Origin of the sequence: uncultured Gemella sp., from assembly GCF_963525875.1 — a bacterium.
Lineage (GTDB): Bacteria > Bacillota > Bacilli > Staphylococcales > Gemellaceae > Gemella.
The window spans coordinates 67,143-92,416 of the sequence record NZ_CAURMG010000001.1 but is presented as its reverse complement, the minus strand read 5'-3'; the positions used below and the strand labels follow the sequence as shown (position 1 = coordinate 92,416).

At 30.4% G+C, this 25,274-nt stretch carries 24 protein-coding genes; 5 read left to right on the top strand and 19 right to left on the bottom strand.

Features of this window, described 5'->3' with window-relative positions:
* Positions 1–637: 637 nt before the first annotated feature.
* Together aspS and hisS are read right to left on the bottom strand one after the other, a co-directional pair.
* Positions 638–2,410: an aspartate--tRNA ligase gene (gene aspS / locus RWQ73_RS00395; RefSeq protein WP_314406131.1), complete on the bottom strand. Its 1,773-nt coding sequence runs from the start codon at positions 2,408–2,410 to the stop codon at positions 638–640.
* The gene (gene hisS / locus RWQ73_RS00390; protein WP_314406130.1) at positions 2,410–3,690 is read right to left on the bottom strand and encodes a histidine--tRNA ligase; all 1,281 of its coding nucleotides are present in this window, start codon (positions 3,688–3,690) and stop codon (positions 2,410–2,412) included. Before hisS ends, aspS begins: the two co-directional genes overlap by 1 nt.
* Before the next feature lie 560 nt (positions 3,691–4,250).
* On the opposite strand from hisS, the gene RWQ73_RS00385 reads away from it, so the two are divergent.
* Positions 4,251–5,111, top strand: coding sequence for a hypothetical protein (locus RWQ73_RS00385; RefSeq protein WP_314406129.1), 861 nt, complete (start codon positions 4,251–4,253; stop codon positions 5,109–5,111).
* Positions 5,112–5,132: 21 nt separating this feature from the next.
* On the opposite strand, the gene RWQ73_RS00380 is transcribed toward RWQ73_RS00385, so the two are convergent.
* The 7 genes from RWQ73_RS00380 to RWQ73_RS00350 all read right to left on the bottom strand — a co-directional run bounded on the left by RWQ73_RS00380 (position 5,133) and on the right by RWQ73_RS00350 (position 11,780).
* Entirely contained in the window at positions 5,133–5,516 is a 384-nt protein-coding gene (locus tag RWQ73_RS00380) for a RidA family protein (RefSeq protein ID WP_314406128.1), read from the bottom strand.
* Positions 5,517–5,552: 36 nt separating this feature from the next.
* Positions 5,553–6,695, bottom strand: a complete 1,143-nt coding sequence (locus RWQ73_RS00375) for a PLP-dependent aspartate aminotransferase family protein (protein WP_314406127.1) — start codon at positions 6,693–6,695, stop codon at positions 5,553–5,555.
* 197 nt (positions 6,696–6,892) lie between these two features.
* Positions 6,893–7,093, bottom strand: a complete 201-nt coding sequence (locus RWQ73_RS00370; protein WP_314085135.1) for a cold-shock protein — start codon at positions 7,091–7,093, stop codon at positions 6,893–6,895.
* A gap of 226 nt (positions 7,094–7,319) precedes the next feature.
* Complete coding sequence (gene rpoE, locus RWQ73_RS00365; protein WP_314406126.1) at positions 7,320–7,796, bottom strand: DNA-directed RNA polymerase subunit delta; 477 nt, start codon at positions 7,794–7,796, stop codon at positions 7,320–7,322.
* Between the two features lie 30 nt (positions 7,797–7,826).
* A complete protein-coding gene (gene argS, locus RWQ73_RS00360; protein ID WP_314406125.1) occupies positions 7,827–9,461 on the bottom strand; it encodes an arginine--tRNA ligase in 1,635 nt (544 codons plus the stop codon).
* Between the two features lie 23 nt (positions 9,462–9,484).
* Positions 9,485–9,868, bottom strand: coding sequence for a hypothetical protein (locus RWQ73_RS00355; RefSeq protein ID WP_314406124.1), 384 nt, complete (start codon positions 9,866–9,868; stop codon positions 9,485–9,487).
* Positions 9,861–11,780 (bottom strand): ABC-F family ATP-binding cassette domain-containing protein, encoded by a 1,920-nt coding sequence (locus RWQ73_RS00350; RefSeq protein ID WP_314406123.1) that lies wholly within the window; start codon positions 11,778–11,780, stop codon positions 9,861–9,863. The genes RWQ73_RS00355 and RWQ73_RS00350 overlap by 8 nt, the downstream gene beginning before the upstream one ends.
* A 424-nt stretch (positions 11,781–12,204) precedes the next feature.
* Between RWQ73_RS00350 and RWQ73_RS00345 the strand changes: the two genes are divergently transcribed.
* Together RWQ73_RS00345 and RWQ73_RS00340 are read left to right on the top strand one after the other, a co-directional pair.
* Positions 12,205–12,885 carry a YdjY domain-containing protein gene (locus RWQ73_RS00345; RefSeq protein WP_314406121.1) on the top strand — a complete coding sequence of 227 codons (681 nt, stop codon included), beginning with the start codon at positions 12,205–12,207 and terminating at the stop codon, positions 12,883–12,885.
* A 25-nt stretch (positions 12,886–12,910) separates the two neighbouring features.
* Positions 12,911–14,101: a TVP38/TMEM64 family protein gene (locus tag RWQ73_RS00340; protein ID WP_314406120.1), complete on the top strand. Its 1,191-nt coding sequence runs from the start codon at positions 12,911–12,913 to the stop codon at positions 14,099–14,101.
* A 51-nt stretch (positions 14,102–14,152) separates the two neighbouring features.
* Here RWQ73_RS00340 and RWQ73_RS00335 read toward each other — a convergent pair whose 3' ends face one another.
* The 3 genes from RWQ73_RS00335 to RWQ73_RS00325 form a co-directional block, all read right to left on the bottom strand.
* Positions 14,153–14,311 (bottom strand): hypothetical protein, encoded by a 159-nt coding sequence (locus RWQ73_RS00335; RefSeq protein WP_314406119.1) that lies wholly within the window; start codon positions 14,309–14,311, stop codon positions 14,153–14,155.
* 140 nt (positions 14,312–14,451) lie between these two features.
* On the bottom strand, positions 14,452–16,968 hold the full coding sequence (locus tag RWQ73_RS00330) for an FtsX-like permease family protein (protein WP_314406118.1): 2,517 nt from the start codon (positions 16,966–16,968) through the stop codon (positions 14,452–14,454).
* 104 nt (positions 16,969–17,072) lie between these two features.
* The gene (locus RWQ73_RS00325) at positions 17,073–17,774 is read right to left on the bottom strand and encodes an ABC transporter ATP-binding protein (RefSeq protein WP_314406117.1); all 702 of its coding nucleotides are present in this window, start codon (positions 17,772–17,774) and stop codon (positions 17,073–17,075) included.
* 182 nt (positions 17,775–17,956) lie between these two features.
* On the opposite strand from RWQ73_RS00325, the gene RWQ73_RS00320 reads away from it, so the two are divergent.
* Both RWQ73_RS00320 and rplS read left to right on the top strand, forming a co-directional pair.
* Entirely contained in the window at positions 17,957–18,316 is a 360-nt protein-coding gene (locus RWQ73_RS00320) for an arsenate reductase family protein (RefSeq protein WP_314406116.1), read from the top strand.
* Between the two features lie 138 nt (positions 18,317–18,454).
* Complete coding sequence (rplS, locus tag RWQ73_RS00315) at positions 18,455–18,799, top strand: 50S ribosomal protein L19 (protein ID WP_004263065.1); 345 nt, start codon at positions 18,455–18,457, stop codon at positions 18,797–18,799.
* Positions 18,800–18,941: 142 nt separating this feature from the next.
* On the opposite strand, the gene RWQ73_RS00310 is transcribed toward rplS, so the two are convergent.
* From RWQ73_RS00310 to RWQ73_RS00280, 7 genes are all read right to left on the bottom strand, one after another.
* The gene (locus RWQ73_RS00310) at positions 18,942–20,201 is read right to left on the bottom strand and encodes an NAD(P)H-dependent oxidoreductase (RefSeq protein ID WP_314406115.1); all 1,260 of its coding nucleotides are present in this window, start codon (positions 20,199–20,201) and stop codon (positions 18,942–18,944) included.
* Positions 20,202–20,218: 17 nt separating this feature from the next.
* The gene (locus RWQ73_RS00305) at positions 20,219–20,932 is read right to left on the bottom strand and encodes an NADPH-dependent FMN reductase (RefSeq protein ID WP_399540926.1); all 714 of its coding nucleotides are present in this window, start codon (positions 20,930–20,932) and stop codon (positions 20,219–20,221) included.
* 57 nt (positions 20,933–20,989) lie between these two features.
* Positions 20,990–21,895 (bottom strand): FAD:protein FMN transferase, encoded by a 906-nt coding sequence (locus tag RWQ73_RS00300; RefSeq protein WP_314406113.1) that lies wholly within the window; start codon positions 21,893–21,895, stop codon positions 20,990–20,992.
* A 577-nt stretch (positions 21,896–22,472) separates the two neighbouring features.
* On the bottom strand, positions 22,473–22,769 hold the full coding sequence (locus RWQ73_RS00295; protein WP_314085163.1) for a hypothetical protein: 297 nt from the start codon (positions 22,767–22,769) through the stop codon (positions 22,473–22,475).
* Positions 22,769–23,461, bottom strand: a complete 693-nt coding sequence (locus RWQ73_RS00290; RefSeq protein WP_314406111.1) for an N-acetylmannosamine-6-phosphate 2-epimerase — start codon at positions 23,459–23,461, stop codon at positions 22,769–22,771. The genes RWQ73_RS00295 and RWQ73_RS00290 overlap by 1 nt, the downstream gene beginning before the upstream one ends.
* Positions 23,462–23,465: 4 nt before the next feature.
* The gene (locus RWQ73_RS00285; protein WP_048803388.1) at positions 23,466–24,293 is read right to left on the bottom strand and encodes a carbohydrate ABC transporter permease; all 828 of its coding nucleotides are present in this window, start codon (positions 24,291–24,293) and stop codon (positions 23,466–23,468) included.
* Between the two features lie 11 nt (positions 24,294–24,304).
* A complete protein-coding gene (locus RWQ73_RS00280) occupies positions 24,305–25,210 on the bottom strand; it encodes a sugar ABC transporter permease (RefSeq protein ID WP_314406110.1) in 906 nt (301 codons plus the stop codon).
* Positions 25,211–25,274: the final 64 nt, after the last annotated feature.

Genomic DNA, 25,274 nt, shown 5'->3' with positions numbered 1-25,274 from the left:
CTGTCCTTTTTTGGAATTAACGTTGACTTAATTCGTTTAGTTTTCAATGTTCAAACCGTTGCGATTAGCAACTTTTATATTTTAACATTTCCAAAATAGTTTGTCAAGAATTTTTTAAAACTTTTTTTGAAAAATGTTTTTTAAATCTCCATCAGAAGACTTTTATTATTCTATCATTTCCTCGAACACTTGTCAAGAAGTTTCTTTATATTTTTAAAATTCTCTTCAAGCGTTTACTTCTTTGAAATAATTGATATCGTCTTTCTTGAAGACTTTTATAAGTTTATCATTCCTTTTATATTTTGTCAAGATGTTTTTTATAATTTCTTAACATTTTATGTTTTGAAATGTTAAATTGTTCGTCTTCTCCTTATGAAGACTTTTTTAAGTCTATCACCTGTTTTAATTTATGTCAATACATTTTTTAAAAAAACTAGGAGTGACTCAAAAATCGTGATTTCGTATAAATCCATTTTATCGAGTCACTCCCTCTCACAGTTTATTAGATATCTGAAAAGCTTTTATAAATCAATTTTAGATATCAATAAACCACTGTGTCTATGAGTTTTCATATGAACCCTGTTAAATTTTAGGACCTTCGGGTCATCTTCTGTTAAATTATTACTACTATATTAAATTATTTTCGTAATAATGAAATATTAAGTTCTAGTAATTGTTCTAAATCAACCGCTGATGGTGCTTGCGTCATAGGATCAGCTGCATTTGCAGTTTTAGGGAATGCTATTGTATCACGTAAATTATCTCGACCTGCTAATAGCATAACAAATCTATCTAATCCTAATGCACATCCTCCATGTGGTGGTACTCCATATTCAAATGCATCTAATAAGAAACCAAATTGTTCTTGAGCTTGTTCTTGAGTAAACCCTAATGCTTTGAACATAGATGATTGTACTTCTTTATCATAGATACGGATACTTCCTCCACCTAACTCATATCCATTAAGTACTATATCATACGCTTGAGCATATGCTTTTTCTGGTGCAGTTTCTAATAATTCTACATCTTCTACTTTTGGCATAGTGAATGGATGGTGAGCTGCACTATATCGACCTTTTTCTTCATCATATTCCAATAATGGCCAGTTTACTACCCATAGATAGTTATATTTATCTTTATCAATTAAGTCTAAATCTGCTGCTAATTTTTGACGTAATGCACCTAATGAAGCATAACATACTTTCTTACTATCTGCAGCAAATAAGATAATATCTCCGACTTCTGCGTCTACACGAGCTACTAATTCTTGAGCTACTTCATCAGTAAAGAATTTAGCAATTGCTCCATTTAATCCTTCTTCTGTTACTTTAACCCATGCTAATCCTTTAGCTCCATAGTTGGCAACATATTTACCTAAAGCATCGATATCTTTTCGAGAATATTGCTCTGCACATCCTTTAGCCACGATACATTTTACTGCCCCACCTTGTTCTACTGCATTAGAGAACACTTTGAAGTCTAAATTCTTAACAAGATCACTAACATCTTTTAATTCCATTCCAAATCGAGTATCTGGTTTATCACTACCGAATCTTTCCATCGCTTCTTCATAGTCAAGTCTTGGGAATGGTAATACTACATCAATTCCTTTTACTTCTTTCATTACGTGTGCAATTAAACCTTCTATCATAGTAAGAATTTCTTCTTGTGACATAAAGCTCATTTCCATATCAATTTGTGTAAAGTCTGGTTGTCTGTCTGCACGTAAGTCTTCATCACGGAAACAACGAGCTACTTGATAGTATCTATCAAATCCTGCAACCATTAATAATTGTTTGAACAATTGTGGTGATTGTGGTAAAGCATAGAATTCACCTGGGTGTACTCTACTCGGCACTAAGTAATCACGAGCTCCTTCCGGAGTAGACTTAGTTAAAATTGGCGTTTCAACGTCAACGAACATATTGTTATCTAGATAATCTCTAGTTGCTTTAGTAATTTTCGAACGTAAGTGTAATACCTCTGCAAGTTCTGTTCTTCTTAAATCTAAGTAACGATATTTTAAACGTAATTCTTCACTTGATAAACTTGCATCATCTAAAACGAATGGTAATGTTTTTGCTTTAGATAAAATTTCTAACTTATCAGCAATAACTTCTACCTTACCTGAAGCAATTTTTTCATTCACTGTAGATTCATTTCTTAATACTACTTCACCTTCTATAGAAACAACAAATTCATTTCTTAAAGTTCCCGCAACTTCATGTAATTCTGCGTTCTTCTCTCCAGAAAATACACATTGAACCACACCCATTCTATCTCTTACATCAATAAAGATTAAATTACCAAGGTCACGACGTTTACTAACCCAACCTTTTAATGTAACTCTCTTTCCTACATATTTTTCATCTATACGTCCTGCGTATTCTGTTCTACCGTATGCACTCATTATTTTTCTCCTCTCAATTTTTGTTGTAAATAATCAACTATACTGTCTAAATTAATAGTTTCTTGCTCAAATGATTTCATATCTTTTACGACAAGCGTTTCACTTTCAATCTCACTTTGTCCAATTATTATAGAATATTTAGCATTATATCTATCTGCTATTTTCATCTGGGCTTTCATTTTTTTATCAAAATAGTCGTTTTGAACACTATAACCAGCTAGTCTTAAATCATTAGTAAGTTTAACTCCCGCATTAGAAGCCTCTTCTCCCATAGAAACCACAAAAACATCTATTGTTTCATCTATAGGCAATTCAATATTTTCACTTTCTAATGCCAATAATAATCTTTCGATACTTAATGCGAAACCAATTCCTTTTTTATCTTCAGGACCATCCAACAGTCTAATTAGACCATTATAACGTCCTCCTCCACAAAGTGTTTTTAACTCCACTTCTGGATTATCTATCATTATTTCAAATGCCGTATGCGTATAATAGTCTAAACCACGAACTAAATTATGATCTATCTCATATTTAACACCTAGTGCATCCAAGTGTTCTAAAACTTCTGAAAAATATTGTTTAGACTCTTCTCCTAAGTAGTCTAATAGCTTGGGTGCAGATTTAATAAGTTCGTGCCCTGCATCTACTTTACAATCCAGAATTCTCATAGGATTTTTATAAAGACGATTATTACAATCTTCACAAAACTCATTAATTCTTGGTTCAAAATGCTTAACTAACGCTTCATTATATGCTTGTCTTTCTTCTGGATTTCCTAGCGAATTAATGCTCACCTTAATGTTTTCAATTCCAAACATTTTATAAATATTATAGGCTAAGCTAATTACCTCAGCATCGATTTTTGGACTTTCTTCTCCAATTACCTCAACCCCATATTGTACAAACTGACGATAACGTCCTTTTTGTTTTCTTTCATATCTAAACATTGGACCAACATAATAAAGTTTTTGAGGTTGTATAGTGTTTGCGAATAATTTGTTTTCAATATACGAACGAACTGTCCCAGCTGTTCCTTCTGGTCGCAACGTTAGAGATCTATTTCCTTTATCCATAAATGTATACATCTCTTTTTGAACTATATCTGTAGTATCTCCTACACCTCTGCTAAATAGTTCTGTTGATTCAAACATTGGCGTTCTTATTTCTTCATAACAAAAATTTCTACTAATTTTTCTTAGTTTCTCTTCAACATACTGCCATTTTCTACTCTCTTCAGGTAGTATATCCTGTGTCCCTCTCGGCATAGTTATTACCATAGTTTTCTCCTTTCGATTCTTAACTTTATACACTCCAATATAAATTAAAAACGCCCCATATAGATTTACTATATGGGACGATTGCAAAATTTCGTGGTGCCACCCTAATTCATATCGGAATTCCGATACCTTATTTTCTAAATTATTGAATTTTACAAAAAGTGTTCCTTACCTTAATCATTAATATTTAATCTTTCAGCCTTAGGATTAAACTCTCTTTTATTAAAACATAAAGTAAAATTCTTTTTACTAATTTTGTCACGCTTCTTTTAAATATATTATACCAAACTCTTTTTATTGTCAAGAAATTATTATATTTTTTAAATTTAATTTTCATTATATTATTTCAACCTTACATAATAATATAAGATTATTTTTCTAGACAATTCAACATTAATAGTCACATTTTTTTACACTATAATATATATAATTTCAGCTTACAACTTCATAATTTATGTATTTTATTTAATTACTTATCATTTAATTCACTTGATTTTTTTTCCTTAACATTATACAATAAATTATAGATAAAGACATTAAAGAAAGGAGTATATACCTTTATGAAAAAAATAATCTCTATTTTAATGCCTATATTAGCGATTTTTTTCTTAGTGGGCGGTACATATTACTACCTAAATGCAGGAAATAAAAATTTTAAAGAAGAACATTCAAAATATATATCATTAATAAACGACTCTCATGATTTCAATTCTGGATTAAAAGGTCTTGAAACATTAACTACAGAAAAAGCAAAAGAAACATTAAGAAATATAGATACTGAAGTATCTATCGCTAGCGAATTAGTTAAGACACATAACGCACTTAACAAAGCCGATGTCGAAAGTGCACATGATTCTTTAAAGAAAGCTAAAAAACTTGATACTAATCGTACTTTTTCAAAAGCAACATCTTATTTAGATGAGCAATTAGAAGATTATGACAATGCTCTTACTGAAATCTTAGAATTAGATATAACTTTACCAAATTACACTGATAAAGTGAAAACTATACTATCAAGATATCATTTTAAATATACAGCTTTAAAAGAAAAACTTCTAAACTCTGAAGTTTCAGAATTAGAACAAGACCACAAAACTAATATTACTAAAAAAGAAGAAGCTAAAAAAGAATTAGCTAGTAAGGAAGATAAAAAAGAAAAATCTTCAGAAAATAAATCTAATACTGCAGCTAAACACAATTCAACAGATAATAAAAAGGCATCTACTATACCTAATACACAAAATCATCCTCAAATAGTTGGACAACAAGTACCTGAAACATATAACACAATTCGTTATACGCAAGAAGGAAGCACTAGTAGAAGCATAATAGAAAATGAATTAAAAGGTGATATTTCAAACTTCACAAATGAAGAAATTAACGCTGCAATCGAAAGTTATAACGCAAAAAATCAAGGATAGACAAAACTATCCTTGATTTTTTTATTTTTCAACAGCAATAACTTCAATTTCTATATTTCCACCTAATGGCAATGCTGCAACTTGGAAAGCAGATCTCGCTGGAAGAACATCGTTAAATTGCTCTGCATAAACTTTATTAACCTCAGCAAAATCATTAATATCCTTAAGTAACACTAATGATTTAACTACATGATTCATCGAACTGCCAGCCTCTTCTAAAACTGCTGCGATATTTTTAAAGACTTGTTTTGCTTCTTCAATAACTCCACCTTCAACAATTTTCCCTGTTTCTGGATTAATACCTAATTGTCCAGAACAAAAAATTAAATTTCCTACTTTATTAGCTTGAACATATGGTCCAACTGCTTTTGGCGCTTTCGATGTAGTTACTTCTATAATTTTCATTTGATAAATCTCCTTTAAATGTATTTTTATATATAATTAATTAGCTAATGCCTGCTCTAAATCCTCAATCAAATCTTCGGTATCCTCAACACCACAAGAAAATCTTAGTAATGTTTGCGTAACTCCTTGAGCTAATCTTTCCTCTTCACTCATACAAGCATGAGACATAGTTGCTGGATGAGAAATAATAGATTCTACTCCCCCTAAACTGATTGCATAAATAGGAATCTTTATTTTTTTTAAGAACTCTTTCAAATCCGCTTGCTCAAAAAATTCAAATGAAAAAACCGCTCCTCCCGAACTAGCTTGCTGTGTATGAATGTCATAAAACTTGCAACTTGTTAAATTAGGATAATATACTTTTTTAATTTTAACATGTTGTTCTAAATATTTAGTTAAAACTATAGCATTCTCTACAGATTTTTCCATACGCAATCCCATAGTTTTCATACCCCTTAAAATTAGCCATGCATCTTCTACCCCTAAAATACCACCAAAATTCTTCTGTAATAAACATATTTCAGAAGCAATTTCCTCATTATTCGTAACTGCACACCCCGCCGTAACATCACTATGCCCATTTACAAACTTAGTCAAACTCTCTACTACTATGTCACAACCCAAATCTAATGGTTTTTGATATAATGCGGTCATAAAAGTATTATCAGCTACAGTTTTTATTTTATATTTTTTCGCTAATTTGACAATTTCTTTAATATCAGAAACTTTTAATAAAGGATTAGATGGCGTTTCTATATAAATCATAGTTGTATTTTCTTTTATAGAATCTTCTAACTCTTCTAGATTCTGATAATTTACAAAACTAACATCTATTCCATATTTTTTCAAAATTTTAGAACTAAACTGGAACGTTCCCCCATAAACATCTTTAGGCAAAATGATATGCTCCCCACTATTTAAAACCATTAAAACTGTAGTAATAGCAGACATCCCCGATGCAAATGCAAATCCGAATTTTGCTTTATGTAAATTAGCCACAGCTGCTTCTAATGCTAATATCGTAGGATTTCCAAAACGACTATATGAATACTTTCCACAGTCTTTATAACCTTCTTTTTGGTCAAATGTTGTAACTTGGTATTTTGGAATTGAGGCAGCACCCGTATAACCATCAATTACAGGATAACCATGTAGTAGATTAGTATTTATTCCCTTCATTAAAGTTCTCCTCCTTTTTTATATTTTTTTCTAACTTTCAATTTTATTATAATTTATAATGAAAATTATTTCAATATAAATCGTATTCGTTTTCAAAACTTTAACTTAGCTACATAAAACATACTCACTAACAAAAAATAACACAAAAAAGCTATAACTAGATAAATATCTAATTATAGCTTTCTTATCCTTCAATACTAAAGAACAACTACGTTAGCAGCTTGAGGTCCACGAGCGCCATCTTCAACTGAGAATTCAACTTTATCGCCTTCTTTTAAAGTTTTAAAACCATCTTTTTTAATACTTGAAAAGTGTACAAAGATATCTTTCTCTCCTGCAACTTCGATAAATCCGAATCCTTTTTCCTCGTTAAACCATTTTACTGTACCTTGTTTCATAAGTTACAATCTCCTTTTATTTTATATTATCAATAATCAATCGTATTTTTGCTGTTAAAGATAATAAATAAAATAAATGTGATATTGTGTTATTCACTTAAAAAACTTAGAACCTGTATTACAATTTTTACTATATGTTTTATTGACTTTTTATAGTATACTTCATATTTCAACAATATGCAAACAATACGACTCTTAAAAATAAAAAAGCCTCTCGGCCTTTTTATTAAAACTCTTCTTCTTCAGCTGAAATATTGAATTTAGAAACAATACCATCATTATCGAAGTCGTAAACATCTTCACTTTCTTCCATGTCTTCGTCTTCGATAAGAGCATCAACTGCATCATGAATATCATCTTGATCTTCATCTCCAAGCTCATCCATATCTTCTTCGTCAATTTCAAATTTTTGAACACTAGGTTCAACGAAGTTCTTAATATCTTCAACAAATAAGCTATCTCTCAACTTCCAACTTCCGTCTTCAACACAAACAAAGCGCCCATCTAAGTTTAAATCAGTATAAAAGTATGCAGCTTGTGCTGTAAACTCTTCTTCATCAACATTTCTTAACGGTTTAATGTAGTCCAGAAAATCATAAATATTTAATTTCTCAATTCCTTCTTCTACCATATATGCATAACATAAATCTATTAGTGACATTTCCTTAATTTTTTCTGCGCTTAATTCCTTTAATTTTACCATTTATATTAGATTCCCTTCTTTTTTTATTTATTACATTTTTTCAGGAGCTGATACCCCGATTAAGTCTAGAGCATTTCTTAAAGTTATTTTAACAGCTGTAATTAATGCTAAGTAACTTTGAGTTTGTTCTTTATTTTCAGTTATTACTTTATTATTATTATAAAATTTGTGGAATGAACTTGCAAGACTTTGTAAATAATTACAAATTCTATGTGGTTCATAATTTTTAGCAGCCTGAGCTACAATTTCTGGATAATAAGCTAAGTTTTTCAGTAAATCTACTGAGTGCTCATCTGTTAACAGCTCATAATCACAGTTATTTATATCATATTCAGATTGTTCTGCAGCTTGACGTAAGATTGAACAAATTCTAGCGTGTGCGTATTGAACATAGTATAATGGATTGTCACTTGACTGTTCTTTTGCTACAGCAAAATCAAAGTCTAAATGGCTATCTGCACTTCTCATTACTAGGAAGTAACGAGCAGCATCAGCTCCTACTTCATCTATTAAATCACGAAGTGTAATTGCTTTACCTGTTCTCTTACTCATTTTTACAACTTCTCCATTATTTAGAAGTTGTACCATTTGCATAATTAAAGCTTCTAATTGCTCCGCCTTGTATCCCATCGCAACAACACTTGCTTTTAATCTTGCAACATATCCGTGGTGATCTGCACCAAGAACATCTAGTAATAAATCAAATCCACGATCCAATTTATTTTTGTGGTAAGCTATATCACTAGTTAAGTATGTTAGTGAACCATCTGCCTTAATTAATACACGGTCTTTATCATCACCAGTCCCTAAAGCTGTTGTTTCTAACCATAAAGCTCCATCTTTTTCATAAACAAACCCTTGTTCTCTTAAAGATTCTAAAGCTTTATCTACAAGACCATTTTCATATAAAGATTTTTCACTAAAGAACACATCGTACTCTAGTCCAAAATCTCCTAAGTCTTTTTTAATATTTTCCATTTCATACGCTACTGCATACTCACGAATAAACTCATTTAAGTCTTCTCTTTCTAATAATGATTCACCAAATTCATCCTTTAGTTTTTGACCTAGAACTTTAATATCTTCACCGTGGTATGCATCATCCGGCATTTCAACATCCATACCTAGTGCTTGTTTATAACGAACGATCGCAGAAATTACTAGATTATTAATTTGATTACCAGCATCATTGATATAGTATTCACGAGATAAATCATATCCTGATTTTTTCATTATTCTTGCTAATGAATCAGAATATGCAGCATTTCTAGCATGCCCTACGTGTAATGTTCCAGTTGGGTTAGCTGATACATACTCTAAAAGAACCTTTTTACCTTGTCCAATGTTGTTTTCACCGTATTTAAAATCATCTTCTAAGATTTTTCCAACAACACTTCCAAGACTTGATTTCTTAACAAAAAAGTTAATAAATCCTGGTCCAGCTATTTCAATTTTTTCTACCGCTTCATCTTCATCTATATTACTGATTATTTCCTCGGCAATAACTCTAGGATTTTTACGTAAAACTCTTGTTAATTGCATCGCCACATTTGAAGAAAAATCTCCATTATCTGTGTTTTTCGGAGTTTCCACATGAATATCTACTCCATCAATTTCTAATTTGGCTAAAGAATTTTGTATTAATTCTACTATTTTATTTTTCACCAAAAATTCCTCCTAATTACGTACTATATATTTTTCACTAATATTTTCAATTTATTTTGCTGTTTATCATTACTTCCGAAATGTATATTGTAAACTATTTCGTATAAAGTAAGGTTATTTTTTGTTTTTTTACTTATATTTACAAGCTGTGTTTCTAATTTCATCTGACCATATTGCGTACTGTAGTCATTACTTGTTTTCGTATATGCTAAGTACATTTTTGAATCGTCTTTTTCTATACTAACACTTTCTTTTATTTTGTCAATAAAAATTTCTATTTTTTTGTTATTTTTATCACTATAGCTTATTTTTTCACTACTTGTTTGCTCTAAAAAGCATCCTAGATAAGATTCTTCATGTATTTTTTCAGAGTCAACATAAGTAGTTATTTTTATTTTACTATCCATTAATACTCTCTAATTCCTCTTCAATTTCTAACCAAGAATCATTTAACTCTTCTAATTCAGAAGATAGTTGTTTTAACTGCTCATTAAATTCTTGAGTTTTTATCATATCAGTATATACTTCCTCTTTAGCAAGTTCATTATTTACAGCTTGTATTTCTTCTTCTAAAGTTTCAATTTTATTCATCAGCTCATCACGAGTTCTCTCTAATTTTCTAACACGTCTTTTTGCTTCTTTATCTAGTATATAGTTATTTGCTTCTTTTTCAACAACCACCTCTTCATTTTGTTTAGTTAATTGTTGAGCTATTCTCTCTTGCTCTCTTTTTTCTAAATAGTAATCATAATTTCCTAAGTACATATTATGACCATTATCAGTAATATCTAGTACTTTATTAGCTATCTTATTAATGAAATACCTATCGTGACTGACAAAAAGAATAGTCCCTTCGTAATTTTTTAATGCTTCTTCTAATACTTGCTTACTAGTAATGTCAAGGTGGTTAGTCGGCTCATCTAATATAAGAAGATTATTTTTCTCTAGCATTAATTTAGCAAGTTGCAGTCTCGCTTTTTCTCCACCAGAAAGATCTCTTACTATCTTAAGAACATCATCGCCTCTAAATAAAAATCTACCCAGCACCGTTCTTACTTCCGCTTCCTTCATTAAAGGATATTCATCCCACAATTCATTTAATATTGTTTTCGAAGATTCAAACTCTGCTTGTTTTTGATCATAATATCCTAATGACACTTTACTTCCATATTGAACAGAACCAGAAATTTCCTTATGTCTCTTCGCTATAGTTTTTATTAAAGTAGATTTTCCTATACCGTTTCTTCCAACAATAGCTATTCTATCTCCTTTATAAACCGCAAGATTATAATTTTGACCTACCTTAGTTCCATTATAACCTACTTGTAAATCACTGATAGTTAGAACATCACGTCCACTTTGCTCTTTAATTAAAAACTCTATACCAGCCGCCTTATCATCTTTTTTTGGATTATCAATAAGCTCCATCTTATCTAATACCTTCTGACGACTTTTAGCCATCTTACTTGTCGAAGCTCTAGCTATGTTCTTCTGAACAAATTCCTCTAATTTCTTTATATCTTTTTGTTGACTCGTATATTCTTTTAGTTGTTTTTCATAATCTTCTTCATATTGTACTAAGAATTTTGAATAATTACCTATATACTTTTTAAGTTTTCCAAATTCTAAATTGTAGACAACATTTACTACCTTATCCAAAAAGTATCTATCGTGACTTACTATTACTATCGCACCATTATATGATGATAAATAATTTTCCAACCACGCTACATTTTCCATATCAAGATGGTTAGTTGGTTCATCCAAAACTAACAAATCCGGCTCACTTAGTAATAGTTTTGCCATAGATAATCTAGTTTTCTCTCCACCTGAAAACGTGCTTATCTTCTTATCAAAAACTTCTTTTGTAAAATCTAATCCGTATAACACACTCTCTATCTTACTCTTGTAATGATAATCTTTATGCGTTAAAACTTCATTTTGCAATCTATCAAACTTATTAAGCAATGTTGAGTCATTCTCAATATTTTCTGGTGTCAGCTCAAACGATAATTTTTCTAATTCAGCTTCCAAAGTAATTATCTCATCAAAGCAAGTAATCATCTCTTCATAAATCGATAAATCTTCTCTTACAATGAACTCTTGTGAAAGATATCCAACAGTTGTATTTTTTGAAACAGTTCTCTCTCCGCTATCAAAACTTATATCACCAGAAATAATTTTTAAAAGAGTACTCTTACCTGCTCCATTTCTTCCTACTATAGCAACACGATCTCTATCATTAATTTCTAATTTAACATTCGAAAATATTTCATTAACCACAAAATTTTTTGTTACATTGTTTAATTGAATTAACATTTCTTCTCCTTTCTCAATAATATTTTACCTAATCCTTAAAAAACGCTACTTATTTCATATATAACTGAAATATTATATCACATTTAGAGCTTTTTCGCTAATAATTAAAGTCTCTACAACTTATAATTTTAACCGTCACAAAATTGATAATTATTCTCAATTATAACTTTACTTAAAAATGATTAATATTATAATTTAGACTATAGAATTTATAATAATTTATTTATTTAATATATGTTCAAATTTATTATTTTTTAGTGAAATTACTATTTAAAATAAAAGAATGTTTTTTCTCAATATAATATTAAAATATCTCTTTAAAAATTTAATTTTCATGATATTAAATATAGAATATTGTTACCTTTTTATATAAATGTTATAATACGAATGTATAAAAAAATTATAGAATAAGGGGGATTCGTTCATGAAACCAAAAAAATTATTATCAGTTCTTATGGCTGCAGGATTAGCATTTACTGCTGTTGGATGCAGTAGTTCATCTAATTCATCTTCACAAAATTCTAATCAACCAGCTGACTATGTAGCTGGAGTATCATTAGATAAACCAATAAAAGTAGATAAAGAAGCAGGTACTGTTACTGTTCTTACAAAAATTAACGGTAAATACTTCGATGAAGCTACAAGACATAACTCTGTTGAACAAAGTGGTACAAATGGAGCTAAATCAATTTTCACCGCTTATGCTAAACCAGAAGAATTCTACAATGCTTTAATTGAAATTGGCGCAAAACCTGGAAACAATATGAATCCAAATAATGCAACTACTACTCACGTAGAAGGAACTCCAATCAAAGCAGAAATTACTTGGAATGGTGCAAATAAAAAGTATGATATTAATGAAGTAGTAAAAGATAGTAACGGTAAGCAAATAGATTTCCGCTTTGGAGGTAACTTAGAACGTGCTATCGACAAAAACACAGGATGTTTATCTTGTTTAGATAGTTGCCCAGTAGGAATCATCTCTAATACTACTTATACTTATGGGGCTGTTGAAACTCGTAAAGAAGTTAAATTCACTGGTAACGAAAGTGTTCTACCTGAAGACGGAACATATGCAGCAGTGATTTACAGCATTAAAAAGTAGTAGTTACTAATTAAGGAGAGATTTAATGAAACGTTTAAGACTTTTATTTTACTTCACAAGTGTTGGAATTGCTGTTGGATATTTCTTTGCATTTCTTCTGTTCTTCTTTACACAATTCGAAATGTTAGCCGATCAAAGTCTTGTAATTTTTGTTTGGACTGTTTACGGTATAATGACAGGATTATATTTTAAACGTATCAATCGTAAATATACATTCTTTATAATTGAAGGAATAATACTTCTAATGGCTGTTTTCTCGGGTAAAACTAAAACTCTATTATATATAGCTCGTGAAGTACTACATGCAGGATCACTTAACCAAATTAAAACTCCGTTCATCATTGGTGTTATTATTGTTAACTTAATAAACCTTTATATTATTCTAACACTATCTAAATACCAAAAAGTTTATACTAAAGATGAACTTAAAGCGCTAAAACAAACAGAAGTAAAACTTAGTGACTTAAGAGAAGTAGATCCAGAAGAAGAGAAAAAATTAAAAGAACAACGTAAAAAAGTTAGATACATTACTATTGCTTGCTTCGCAATCTTCTTTGCAGTTTATTTCACAGTACCAAGTTTTAAAACTGGTATTAACACAGCATTTGCCACTCTGTCTCAATTCGATACAAATGCAGTCATCGAATATTTACGTGGATGGGGAGCATGGGCTGCTGTTGTTTCTGGAGTTTTAATGGTTCTTCAATCAATCGCTGCACCTATTCCTGCATTTTTAATTACATTATCTAATGCTGCAATTTTTGGTTGGGTAATTGGAGCTGTTCTTTCTTGGTCTACAGCAATGATTGGAGCTGCAGTATGTTTTTATATCGCACGTGGCTTAGGACGTGATGTAGTAGAAAAACTTACAAGTAAGGGAGCTATGGCTAGTATCGATGTATTCTTCGAAAGATATGGAGACAAAGCTATTCTTATCTGTAGATTATTACCATTCGTATCATTTGATTTCGTTAGTTATGCTGCCGGTTTAACAAATATGAATTTCTGGAGATTTTTCATAGCTACTGGAGTTGGGCAATTACCCGCAACTATCGTCTACTCATACGTAGGTGGTACACTGTCAGGTGGAGTTAGAAATATGTTCATCGGGTTAATGTGTCTATTCGCACTTTCTATTGTCATCGGTATTATGAAAAAAATCTATAATGATAAACACAAAAAAGAAGAAGAACTTACTGCTTCTTCTAATCATTAAATAAAGACAACTAGAGACGCTACATTCCTTCTCTAGTTGTCTTTCTATATTCTAAACTGTTATTCCTTTTTGATCCAATCGGTTCATAAAGAAAAATTTCTCTACACCAATTTCTACATCTTCATTTATATTCAATCTATAATCAATATAGACATCTATTCCATCCACTACATATTTTGAAAATAATTTTTCATCAAATTTATCAGCCATCGAAACCACGACAGCTCTATCTACTCTACCCCCTCAACAAAACTGTTGAAATAAAGATATCAATACATGATTCTTATTTTTGTCTTTTAATAATTTTTTTGCTTTTTCATTTATTATAATTGTCATTTTTTTCTCCTGTTCTACTCTATCGCTTTAAGAGCTTCTACCATGTTTACTTTTTTTAATTTTTTATGCATTACTATCATTACAACTATAGTAATCAAAACTGTTATTCCAGATGCCAATAAATATACCACTAATGGGACACTACTACTAAACATCATATCTCTTCCTGCAAGTTCTAATATTATTTTTAAATACATTTTATAACCTAAGTAACTACCTATAACAATACCTACTCCAGTCAAATAAAAAATCTCTCTAAACACATAAATAGTTACTTCACTTGGATAAAATCCGAGTACTTTTATCGTTGATAATTCTCTAATACGCTCAGATACATTAACATTTATTAAATTATACAATACTACGAGTGCTAATGTAACTGAACAAATCACCATAACTGCCACTATTATATCTATTCCTTTAATAAAATTATCAAGGATTTCTTGTATTTTTGAATTATCACTTATGTTCACTATATCACTATTATCATTTAAGTTACTTACTACACTTTCTACAGTTTTCTTACCACCTGTAGTTTGGATTAAGAATGTATTATCCTTATATTTCTTTTTAAATACTAATTCATAATACTCTTTATTAATATATATAGTATGCCCAAAGTAATTTTTATTAATTTCACCGACGATAAGTGTGTATTCTTTATTGTTTACAATTACATTAAAATTATCCCCTATTTTTAACTTATGAAGATAGGCAAGTTTCTCACTAACTACAGCAGAATTCGAAGCGATATTAATATCTTCTGCATTGCTATCTTTTAGCTTAATATAGTTTTTATAATCCTCTTTATCCACTGTTATCAATTGTGCAGAGTCTAAAATTTCATTATTACTCTCAAAAGTTGCAAGTTGCATATTAACCTTAGTACTATTATTAACACTATTATTATTTTTCAACTCATTTTGCAACTTTTCTATACTCTCGTCATCAATATAAGGATTATAAGTAGCTGCTATATCAACTTTATTAATCACCTTGAATTGCTCATTAGAAATATCTATAACCCCATAACGAATACCAAATCCTATAAACATAAGAGCTAAACATCCCACAACTCCAAAGATTGTCATTAACATTCTAATTTTATATCGGAAGATATTTCTAAACGTTACTTTTCTTAAAAAACTAAGACGCGACCAAATGAATGGTATCCTTTCTAAAAAAATTCTACTACCACTCTTAGGTGCTTTAGGTCTCAATAAGTACGCACTTTTTTCTTTTAAGTTTTTTCTTAACGGTATATAGATTGCTAGACTAATACATCCTAATGAAATAATAAATGCCGCAACAATTATACCCGGTGTATACACAATCTCTGGTAAATTAAATGTAAAAAATCTTGCATAAGAATTATATACTATAGGCACAATAACTAAATACGCTCCAATTACCCCTAATATTGTACCTATTAAAGTTGAAAATATACCATAGACATAGTATTTTTTTGAAATTTGATAATTACTATAACCTAGTGATTTAAGTGTTCCTATATTTATTCTATTTTCGTCAATCATTCTAGTCAAAGTTGTCAACGAAACTAAAATTGAAACAACAAATAAAAATATTGAAAAAACATTTGCTACAAAAGTTAAACTACCAGCTGAATCTATGAATTGAGCATAATTTTTTAGACCTCTAATATTTTCCACAGAAAATCTTGGATAACTTTCTTCATTTAGACTCGCTTTACCAACATTCAATTGTTTTTTATTATCATCAATCTCTTTTTGCGCTTTATTTAGTTTCTCTATTTGCTCATTATAACTTCTAATATCTACATTTTTTAATAACTCAATTTGCGATTTAACATCATTTAACTTAGATTGTGCATCATTAATAATCTTCTCATTTTCATTCAGTTTACTATAATTTCTTTCTAAATATTTTTTGGCGTCAACTTCTCGCTGAATTTTTAATTTATCAATTAGAGCATCCCTTGTTTTATTGATTTCCGTTATATATTCTTTATCACTATACTTATAGTTAATATTTTTTAATTTTATATTTACACCGCTGACATTATCAAATTTAAAAACTTCTCTATTCACATAACCGAAATAATCTTTATTCGCAGGATTATTGTTAGATACTTCTATATGATCTGCCCCTTGAACATAACCAACTATTTTAAATTTAGTGTATTTTAAAGTATTACTATCATTTTTATCTAAGACAAAGGTGATTTCATCTCCTATTTTATATCTGTCTTTAAGCGACTCTACTAAAGCTACTTCTTCCTCACTTTTAGGTAAAGTACCCTCAATAACTTTAGGTATAGCTAATTTTTCAGGTAAAGATTCAACATTCACAAATTCATTGCTATTAGCTATTTGTAGTTTTTTTGTAAAATAACTTTCACTGATATCTATATTATCTAGACTATTAATAATCTTCATATCATCTTGATTAACACCTAAATTATGACTTATCCTTAGATCATACATCTTATGCCGTTCCAAATGATTATTATAAGTATTTACCATAGCAGGAGATGTCTCTTTTAACCCCACAAAAATAAAAACTCCTAGAAACATTATTATTAGTATTGATATAAATTTTGATTTTGTTTTTAAAATTTCCCTTAGTATATCTTTATTAATTGCATTCATAAATTCTACCACTCTATCTCATCAATACTTTTTGGATTAGAATTTTGTATTACTTTTTTCACCTTAGCATCATAAATTTCAATTACCTTATCAGCAGCTTCGGCTATTGAACTATTATGAGTAATAATAATTACAGTTTTCTTTTCATCAACACTATATCTCTTCAACGTATTTAATATATTTTTACCTGTCCTATAATCTAAAGCACCAGTTGGTTCATCACAAAGTAATAGTTTAGGATTTTTAGCAATTGCCCTTGCTATAGCAACACGTTGTTGTTCTCCCCCTGATATTTGTGAGGGGAAATTATTCATCCTATTTTCCAATCCAACCAACTTTAAAATCTCAGATGCTTTTTTTGGTTGTCTAACAATTTGTCCCGCTAATTCAACATTCTCTAAAACTGTTAAATTTGGAATCAAATTATAGAATTGAAATACAAATCCTATATCTTCTCTTCTATATTTAGTAAGTTGGTCTTCATTTAAACCTACAATTTCTTTTCCAAAGACATTAATAGAACCCTCACTAGCATTATCCATTCCACCTATTATATTAAGCAGTGTACTTTTACCAGCGCCACTTGGTCCTAAGATTACAACAAATTCACCCTCACTAATTTCAAAATTAATATTATCATTTGCTATAACTTTACTACTATTTTCACCATATACTTTAGAAACATTTTTAACAATTATTCTCTGCATAATATTTCTCCTTTATCCTCTTCTTTAATTATAGCATATATTAGTTTATCATTTAATATAAACGATTTCTTAAATAATAAAAAACCAAAACAAATCACTTTACAGTAGAAATAATTAATATTATAATATCGTAGATTAGTAAATTCAACTAAAATTTTAATACATATTAGAGAGGAAATTCTATGTTAACAATATACGAATACCCGACATGTTCAACATGCAGAAAAGCAAAAAAGCTACTAACTGAAAATAAAATAGAAGCTACATACTTCAATGTTAAAGAAAAAACACCCTCAATCGAAGAATTACAACATATTATTGAAAAGTTCGAGTTGCCTTTAAAAAAATTATTCAACACAAGTGGTCTAGTATATAAAGAACTTGGTTTAAAAGATAAACTTGCTACACTAACGTTGGAAGAAGCATTAAAACTTCTTCACGAAAATGGAATGTTGATTAAACGTCCACTAGCATTTGATTTTAAAAATGATATTCTTTTAATAGGTTTCAAAGAAGAAGTTTGGGAAAAAGCTCTTTTCTAACAAAAATTATTAAGAAATCTATTGATATTTATTAAAAATAATGTTATAATCAAAAAGATGTGAAAACATTAAATTACGATGTTCCTCTGTTAATCAAGCATTAATAATGAACATTTTGTAAAAAAAGGAGAAAGAATAATGAGCAAAATCATTGAAGCAATCACTAAATCGCAATTAAGATCAGACATTCCTGAATTTAAAGCTGGGGATACAGTAAGAGTACACGTTCGTATCGTTGAAGGTGGACGTGAGCGTATCCAACAATTCGAAGGAGTAGTTATTAAACGTCGTGGTGGAGGAATCTCTGCTACTTATACTGTACGTAAAATTTCAAACGGTGTTGGTGTTGAAAGAACATTCCCTGTTCACACTCCAAAAGTTGAAAAAATTGAAGTTGTACGTAAAGGTAAAGTTAGACGTGCTAAATTATACTACCTACGTAACCTACGTGGTAAAGCTGCTCGTATTAAAGAAGTACGTTAATAAGAAGAAGCTTAAAAGCCCTATTACATCAGTAACAGGGCTTTCTTTTTTTGTTTCCAATGCCATTTTCATCCTAGAATTATTATAAAAGTAGAAAAAAAGTAGATTTCACATGAAATCTACTTTTTTATTTAATATTCTATTAAGCAGTTGCTCCGCTTGTTGCATCAGCTGCTGGTGCCGCTGCTGCTGGTGCAGGTGCTGCTCCGTGTCCAGCATCTGAAGCTCCACTTGTTGCGTCAGCTGCTGCTGGTGCAGGTGCTGCTGCATATCCGTGACCTACTGGAACTCCATTTTTAACTAATGATTGACCAGTTTGTTTTAGGTACCAGTCAACGATTGGTTTAAAGTCTAAGATATACTCGTTGATACCAGCATATTTACCATTTTTATCGTACATTGCTTGGTAGTTGTGTACTACGTATTTGTCTGGTCCATGAGTTGGTACGTGTGTACGGAATACATCGATTTGTCCTGAACGTAGTAAACCTACTAACCAGTTAACACTCTTATGAACTCTTTCTGGGTGAACTGCAGATAGTGAACATCCAACTTGTACTGGACGACGTTTTGCAAGCATTTCGTAATCTTCTTTGTGGTAGTTGTAGTATAAGAATTGGTTGTTGCTATCAGCATAAGTTAATTCCATCGGCATAGAATTTAAGAAATAGTTAAGTTGATCTACTGTTAAGATACCACGCTCAAGTTTAACATATGTATCTCCAGATACAGCATTAACTTTCTCAGCTGCTTTTTCATACCAATCGTCAGCATTTCCATCAACACCTTGGATTGTTGTATCGATTACACCACTAGCTGTTAGATCTTCTGGTGGTGTTGGTTTTCTTTCTGCTAATGATTGAGCTACATTAGCAAATTTAACGAATTTAGTTAAGCACATACGTAAGTATCCAACTGTACGATCATCTACTAAATTACCTTCAGCATCGAAAGCTTCTTTAGCTTTTCCTAAAAGGAACTCGTGACCTGGGAATACAATCGCATTTACACCTGGTGCGTCTAAGATTTGACGTAAGTGTAATTGTGCACGTGATGATCCTTGATCATAGTATGAAGCACCAAGAACCATTACTGGTTTGTTTTCAAGTGGGTGTAATTCGAATGATAACCACTCTAATGCACTCTTAAGAGATGCTGTAATTGTGTGGTTGTGCTCAGGTGTAGCGATAATAACACCATCAGCTTGTAAAATTTTACGGTTCATTACTAATAAATCTTTGTTTTCTCTTGAATGATCTTCATCTTGGTTAAACATTGGTAAGTTAGTAATGTCTAATAATTCTAAAGTGAATAAGTCTTTATATTCTTTTGCTATAAATTCCATTAATTTGCGGTTATAAGAAATTTCCGCGTTTGAACCTACGATTCCTACTAATTTCATGTGTCTACACTCCTATCCTATTTTAAATCTTCCCAAGAGAAGTTTTCTATTTCTTTTTCAGCTAATTTATGAGCATTAATTAATTTCTCAGTAATTTTGATGAATAATAAGAAATCAGCAAATAAACTATCTAATTTAGCAATTGTTTCTGGGTTAGAAATATCTCCAGCTTCGTCAAAAGCTTGTAATGAATGTCCTAATAAGAACTCAGAACTTGGCATTACACGAGCTTTTACTTCTGGTGAATCCATAATTTGACGAAGGTGAGCTTGTGCACGAGATGATCCAAGAGTTCCGTATGAAGCTCCTGTTAACATTACTGGTTTATCAAGTAATGGGTGAATTCCATAAGATAACCAAGCGATTGCACTCATTAATGATGCAGGTACTGCGTGGTCATACTCAGGTGAACTGATGATAACTCCGTCAGCTGCTTCAATTTTAGCTGCAATTTCTTTAACTCCTTCAGGTAATTCTTTATTAGCTGGTTTGTTGAATAAAGGAAGATCTTTAATTTCAACTAGTTCGATGTCAGCTTTACCTGCAAAATGTTTTTGAATATATTGTAAAAGTTGGCGGTTTGTAGATTTTTTAGAGTTTGTACCAACTAGACCAATTAATTTTACCATGTTTTTGTTTCCTCTCTCTTTTTTTGTACTATCTACTTTATTTGTATTTAGATTTTCTTGTCTTGTTTTTTTAACATTTTTTTTGTTTTTTGCTTCAGCCACTTTAATATAGCCTCCTTAAATTAAAAGTATTTTCAGTATTCTTCAAGATAGTTTTATCTAACATATTATTCTATCTAGCACTCCGCTTGTATAATAAACTTTACCTTCGGTTGTTACTACGACAGCTTCTATATCTGGTAAGCTATTTACTTCTTCCAAAATATCTTCAACTCTCTTACCAAATAGCCTTGTTGTCCAAATTTCTCCATCCACTGAGGCCGTTGAAATAATGGATAACCCCGCTACATTGGTTTCGACAGGATAACCAGTTTCCGGATTTAATATATGATGATATGTTTTTCCATTTTCTGTATGTTTTCTTTCATATATACCAGAAGTAACTACAGATTGATTTTTTATACCTATAGTGAATAAATGATTTCCTCGAGATTCTACAGGATTTTGTATACCTATACGCCACATTAAATCTAGGTTATGTTTTGCATCACCGAAAGTTAATACATTGCCACCTAGGTTAATAAGCCCTGAATCAATCCCTCTTTTTTTCATATACTCAATCATAAGATCAGCAATGTATCCTTTTGCTAGGGCACCTAAATTAATAGCCATACCTTTTTTCGCAAGAAAGACAGATTGCTTTTCTTCATCTAATAGTATTTGATTCGGATCAGTTATTTCTAATAAGTCATCAATCTCTTGTTTTGTTGGAACTTTAACATCATTAAAGCCTATTCTCCACGTTTGTACAATTGGTCCAATAGCTATATTTAAAAAACTATTTGGTGCACAACTATGAAACTTTCCTATCTTTATCAAATCAAATAAATCTGGATGAACTTCTACAGCTTTAATCCCAGCGTTATGGTTAACTTCCATAAGTTCAGAACTGTCATCGTTCGCGCTAAATCTATGCTCATACATCTTTAACATTTCTACAGCATCATCGAGGATACTTTCAGCATCAATGCTATCGAAAATAAGAATATCTATATGAGAACCCATTAATTTTAAGGTCTTTCTTCTTAATTCCATTTTTTTACACCTTACAATAAAAAATTTATTTGCTTAAGATAACTAAATATGTTGTATACATCTACAAGAAACCTGTTATTAAAAGACAAAGTAATAATAGATAATTAATACTTTAATTACATTATATAACAGAAATAGCTTCAAATCAACAAAATATTTTAGTAGTAAATATTGATTTAATACTTATTTTCATTAAAAAACACAATAAAAATTAACTCATTATTTATTTACATGTATAGAATATTTACAGTTATAAACACTATTTTTAAAAAAATCATCCATAGAATCCTTATTTAATAAGATTTGTAAAACTGTATAATTTTATACAATATATTAAAGTACTAATATCGTAAATATATAAAAATACAAATATAAATTTATAAATAATTACATCATGATTAAAAATTTTTACATTTTCATTGATTTTCATTTTTATTTAGATTTGTAACCTTAATTTTCTGTCTCATTACACATAATTAATAAAGCTATTAACTAGCTCCTAGTTGTGAGAATATTTTACAACTTTAAACTAATTAATAGCTTTATTTTAATTTTTTAATTTCAATTTAATTTTTCTAATCGTAAAAATCAGTAGATTCATGATAATGCTTGAAAAGACTATCGGCATATATACATTTAGCACTGATGCTCCCACTTCTTGACCTTCTATTAATTTATAGTATATCCCTATGAACAATACTATTAATGCAAGTGCATTTATTAATAATGGTGAAAGCCATAATTTTTTAAATGCTATATTCAAAATATGCGTAATAAACCACGATCCTAATATATACCATTTACTATAGGTATACCAATATGCCAATAAAACTATTATACTCATTATCTCAACTCACTTAAAAATCTTGTTGCAATTTCTTGCGGTCTAGTTATCGCTCCACCGACAACTATACAATGTGCTCCTGCTTCAAAAGCTTGTTTAGCTTGTTGCGGTGTATGTATTTTACCTTCTGCGATAACCGGAATCTTTACATTTTCTACGATTTCTTTAACTAGTCCAGGATTAAATTCTTTTGAATCTTCAGTGTATGGAGTATATCCATTCATTGTTGTTCCAACAAAATCAACTCCTGCTTTTTCTGCTTCTATCGCTTCTTCTAGAGTAGAAATATCTGCCATAAGTAAGATATTCGGATATTTCTCTTTAATTTCTTTTACGAATTCGCTAGGAGTTTTACCATCTCCACGTTCTCTATTCGTACAATCCAAAGCGATTATATCAGAATTAACTTCAACTAATTTATCTACTTCATCCATTGTAGCTGTTATGTATGAAGCATACCCATCATATGATTTTTTTATTATACCAATCACAGGCAAATCAGTTTGCTCTTTAATTTGTTTAATATCTAAAACACCTTGAGCTCTAATAGCTTTTACACCTGCATTTTTAACAGCTTGTGCCATTAAGCACATTACTCCACCTTCTTCTTTATATAAGGCTTCTCCTGGTAATGCTTGACAAGAAACTATCATTTCTCCTTTTAGATACTCTAATAATTGTTGTTTGTCCATAAGCTTATCCTTTCACGGCTCCTAAAGTAACACCTTGAGTAAAGTAATTTTGGAAACAAATGAACACGATAATCATTGGTAGTGACGCTAATGATGCCCCTGCCATCAGTAGTCCATAGTCATTAGAGAACTCTTGTCCTTGTGCTAATGCAGCTAATCCTAAAGGTAATGTAGACATATCTGGTGTGTTAGAGAAGATTAATTGTGAGAAGTAGTCGTTCCAGCTAGCGATGAATGTAAAGATCGCTAAAGCCCCGATACCAGGTTTAATGATTGGTAACGCGATATTCATGAATGTTCTAATTTCACCACAACCATCAATTCTTGCTGACTCAAGTAATTCACCTGGAATTGCTTGAGAGAATTGTCTCATTAAGAATACCCCAAATGGCCAACCTACAGCAGGTAGAATTAACGCATAGTATGTATTCATTAAGTTAAATTCAGTTATTAAGTTTAATAATGGTATTAAAATTACTTGTTTTGGTAATGCCATCGCTGCAACAAACACCATGAAAATTACTTTAACACCTGGGAAGTTTTTCTTAGCTAATGCATATCCTGCTAATGCTGATGTTGCACAAACTAAGAATGTTGTCATTACTGAGATAAATACTGAGTTAAAGAACCATCTTAAAGTGTTAGATGTGAATAACTTCTCATAGTTTTCCAAAGTTGGAGTTGATGGCCACCATTCTGGCGGTATTGTTATTGCTACATCTTGTAGTTTAAATGATCCTGATGCAATCCAATAAAATGGGAAAATAAAGAATATAGTTAACCCAAGTAATATTATCATTGATACTATTTTAAAAATACTTATATTTTTCATTCTAAATCCTCCTAATCATTATCGCTAGATAGGAACTTGAATTGTAAGATTGAAATTATTCCAATAATTACAGCAAGGATAATACCCATCGCACTAGCTACACCATGATTTCCGTTTTTAATTGCTGCTTCATAAACTAGATACATAATTGTACTTGTTCCATAGTTTGGTCCCCCAGCAGTTAATAACTGGATTAGAGCGAAAATTTGGAACGAGTTAATTGTTGTTACAACAACGATATATAATGTTGTTGGTTTAATCAGCGGCCAAGTAATTTTAGTAAATACTTGCCATTTTGTTGCTCCATCAATTTCTGAAGCTTCTAATAATTCTTTTGGAACGTTACCTAAAGCAGCAACATAAAGAATTATCGGTTGACCTAATGAAGTAGTAATCAGAATCGTAATAATTGCATACAATGCCGTTTTCGGATTACCTAACCAGTCAACATTTTCACTAATTAAGTGCATTGACTTAAATACATAGTTTAAAATTCCGTATTCTGGGTGGTAGATCCACGCCCAAACTACTGTAACAGATACTACAGAAGAAATTGCTGGAATGTAGAATACTCCACGGAAGAATGATCTTACAACCGCACTCTTATTATAGATTGTTACTGCAACGAATATTGATACTAATACAACTATAGGTACTGCAACAACAGTTACAATAACTGTATTAACAAGAGATTTCATAAATGGTTCGTGGATTGTTGCTCCATTTCCACTGAACATTAAATCAGAATAGTGTTTTAATCCAACAAATACTGGATTTTTCTTAGCAAAACTATATAATGATAACTGAAGTCCACGTAACATTGGGACCAAAACGAATGTTATAAAAAATATACTTACTGGCAGAATAAACAAATATGCACTAAAGTCTATTTTTTTTCTTTTCTTAGTAGTTTTCATAACTCCTCCTAAAAAGTTTATATTTTATCTTAAAAAGGGATAGAAGCAACTCTATCCCCTTCAT

What these genes read in the sequence shown, in the direction of transcription:
- aspS (WP_314406131.1), bottom strand. Translation starts at nt 2,410, where the DNA reads ATGAGTGCATACGGTAGAACAGAATACGCAGGACGTATAGATGAAAAA.
- hisS (WP_314406130.1), bottom strand. Translation starts at nt 3,690, where the DNA reads ATGGTAATAACTATGCCGAGAGGGACACAGGATATACTACCTGAAGAG.
- RWQ73_RS00385 (WP_314406129.1), top strand. Translation starts at nt 4,251, where the DNA reads ATGAAAAAAATAATCTCTATTTTAATGCCTATATTAGCGATTTTTTTC.
- RWQ73_RS00380 (WP_314406128.1), bottom strand. Translation starts at nt 5,516, where the DNA reads ATGAAAATTATAGAAGTAACTACATCGAAAGCGCCAAAAGCAGTTGGA.
- RWQ73_RS00375 (WP_314406127.1), bottom strand. Translation starts at nt 6,695, where the DNA reads ATGAAGGGAATAAATACTAATCTACTACATGGTTATCCTGTAATTGAT.
- RWQ73_RS00370 (WP_314085135.1), bottom strand. Translation starts at nt 7,093, where the DNA reads ATGAAACAAGGTACAGTAAAATGGTTTAACGAGGAAAAAGGATTCGGA.
- rpoE (WP_314406126.1), bottom strand. Translation starts at nt 7,796, where the DNA reads ATGGTAAAATTAAAGGAATTAAGCGCAGAAAAAATTAAGGAAATGTCA.
- RWQ73_RS00355 (WP_314406124.1), bottom strand. Translation starts at nt 9,868, where the DNA reads ATGGATAGTAAAATAAAAATAACTACTTATGTTGACTCTGAAAAAATA.
- RWQ73_RS00350 (WP_314406123.1), bottom strand. Translation starts at nt 11,780, where the DNA reads ATGTTAATTCAATTAAACAATGTAACAAAAAATTTTGTGGTTAATGAA.
- RWQ73_RS00345 (WP_314406121.1), top strand. Translation starts at nt 12,205, where the DNA reads ATGAAACCAAAAAAATTATTATCAGTTCTTATGGCTGCAGGATTAGCA.
- RWQ73_RS00340 (WP_314406120.1), top strand. Translation starts at nt 12,911, where the DNA reads ATGAAACGTTTAAGACTTTTATTTTACTTCACAAGTGTTGGAATTGCT.
- RWQ73_RS00335 (WP_314406119.1), bottom strand. Translation starts at nt 14,311, where the DNA reads ATGGCTGATAAATTTGATGAAAAATTATTTTCAAAATATGTAGTGGAT.
- RWQ73_RS00325 (WP_314406117.1), bottom strand. Translation starts at nt 17,774, where the DNA reads ATGCAGAGAATAATTGTTAAAAATGTTTCTAAAGTATATGGTGAAAAT.
- RWQ73_RS00320 (WP_314406116.1), top strand. Translation starts at nt 17,957, where the DNA reads ATGTTAACAATATACGAATACCCGACATGTTCAACATGCAGAAAAGCA.
- rplS (WP_004263065.1), top strand. Translation starts at nt 18,455, where the DNA reads ATGAGCAAAATCATTGAAGCAATCACTAAATCGCAATTAAGATCAGAC.
- RWQ73_RS00310 (WP_314406115.1), bottom strand. Translation starts at nt 20,201, where the DNA reads ATGAAATTAGTAGGAATCGTAGGTTCAAACGCGGAAATTTCTTATAAC.
- RWQ73_RS00300 (WP_314406113.1), bottom strand. Translation starts at nt 21,895, where the DNA reads ATGGGTTCTCATATAGATATTCTTATTTTCGATAGCATTGATGCTGAA.
- RWQ73_RS00295 (WP_314085163.1), bottom strand. Translation starts at nt 22,769, where the DNA reads ATGAGTATAATAGTTTTATTGGCATATTGGTATACCTATAGTAAATGG.
- RWQ73_RS00290 (WP_314406111.1), bottom strand. Translation starts at nt 23,461, where the DNA reads ATGGACAAACAACAATTATTAGAGTATCTAAAAGGAGAAATGATAGTT.
- RWQ73_RS00285 (WP_048803388.1), bottom strand. Translation starts at nt 24,293, where the DNA reads ATGAAAAATATAAGTATTTTTAAAATAGTATCAATGATAATATTACTT.
- RWQ73_RS00280 (WP_314406110.1), bottom strand. Translation starts at nt 25,210, where the DNA reads ATGAAAACTACTAAGAAAAGAAAAAAAATAGACTTTAGTGCATATTTG.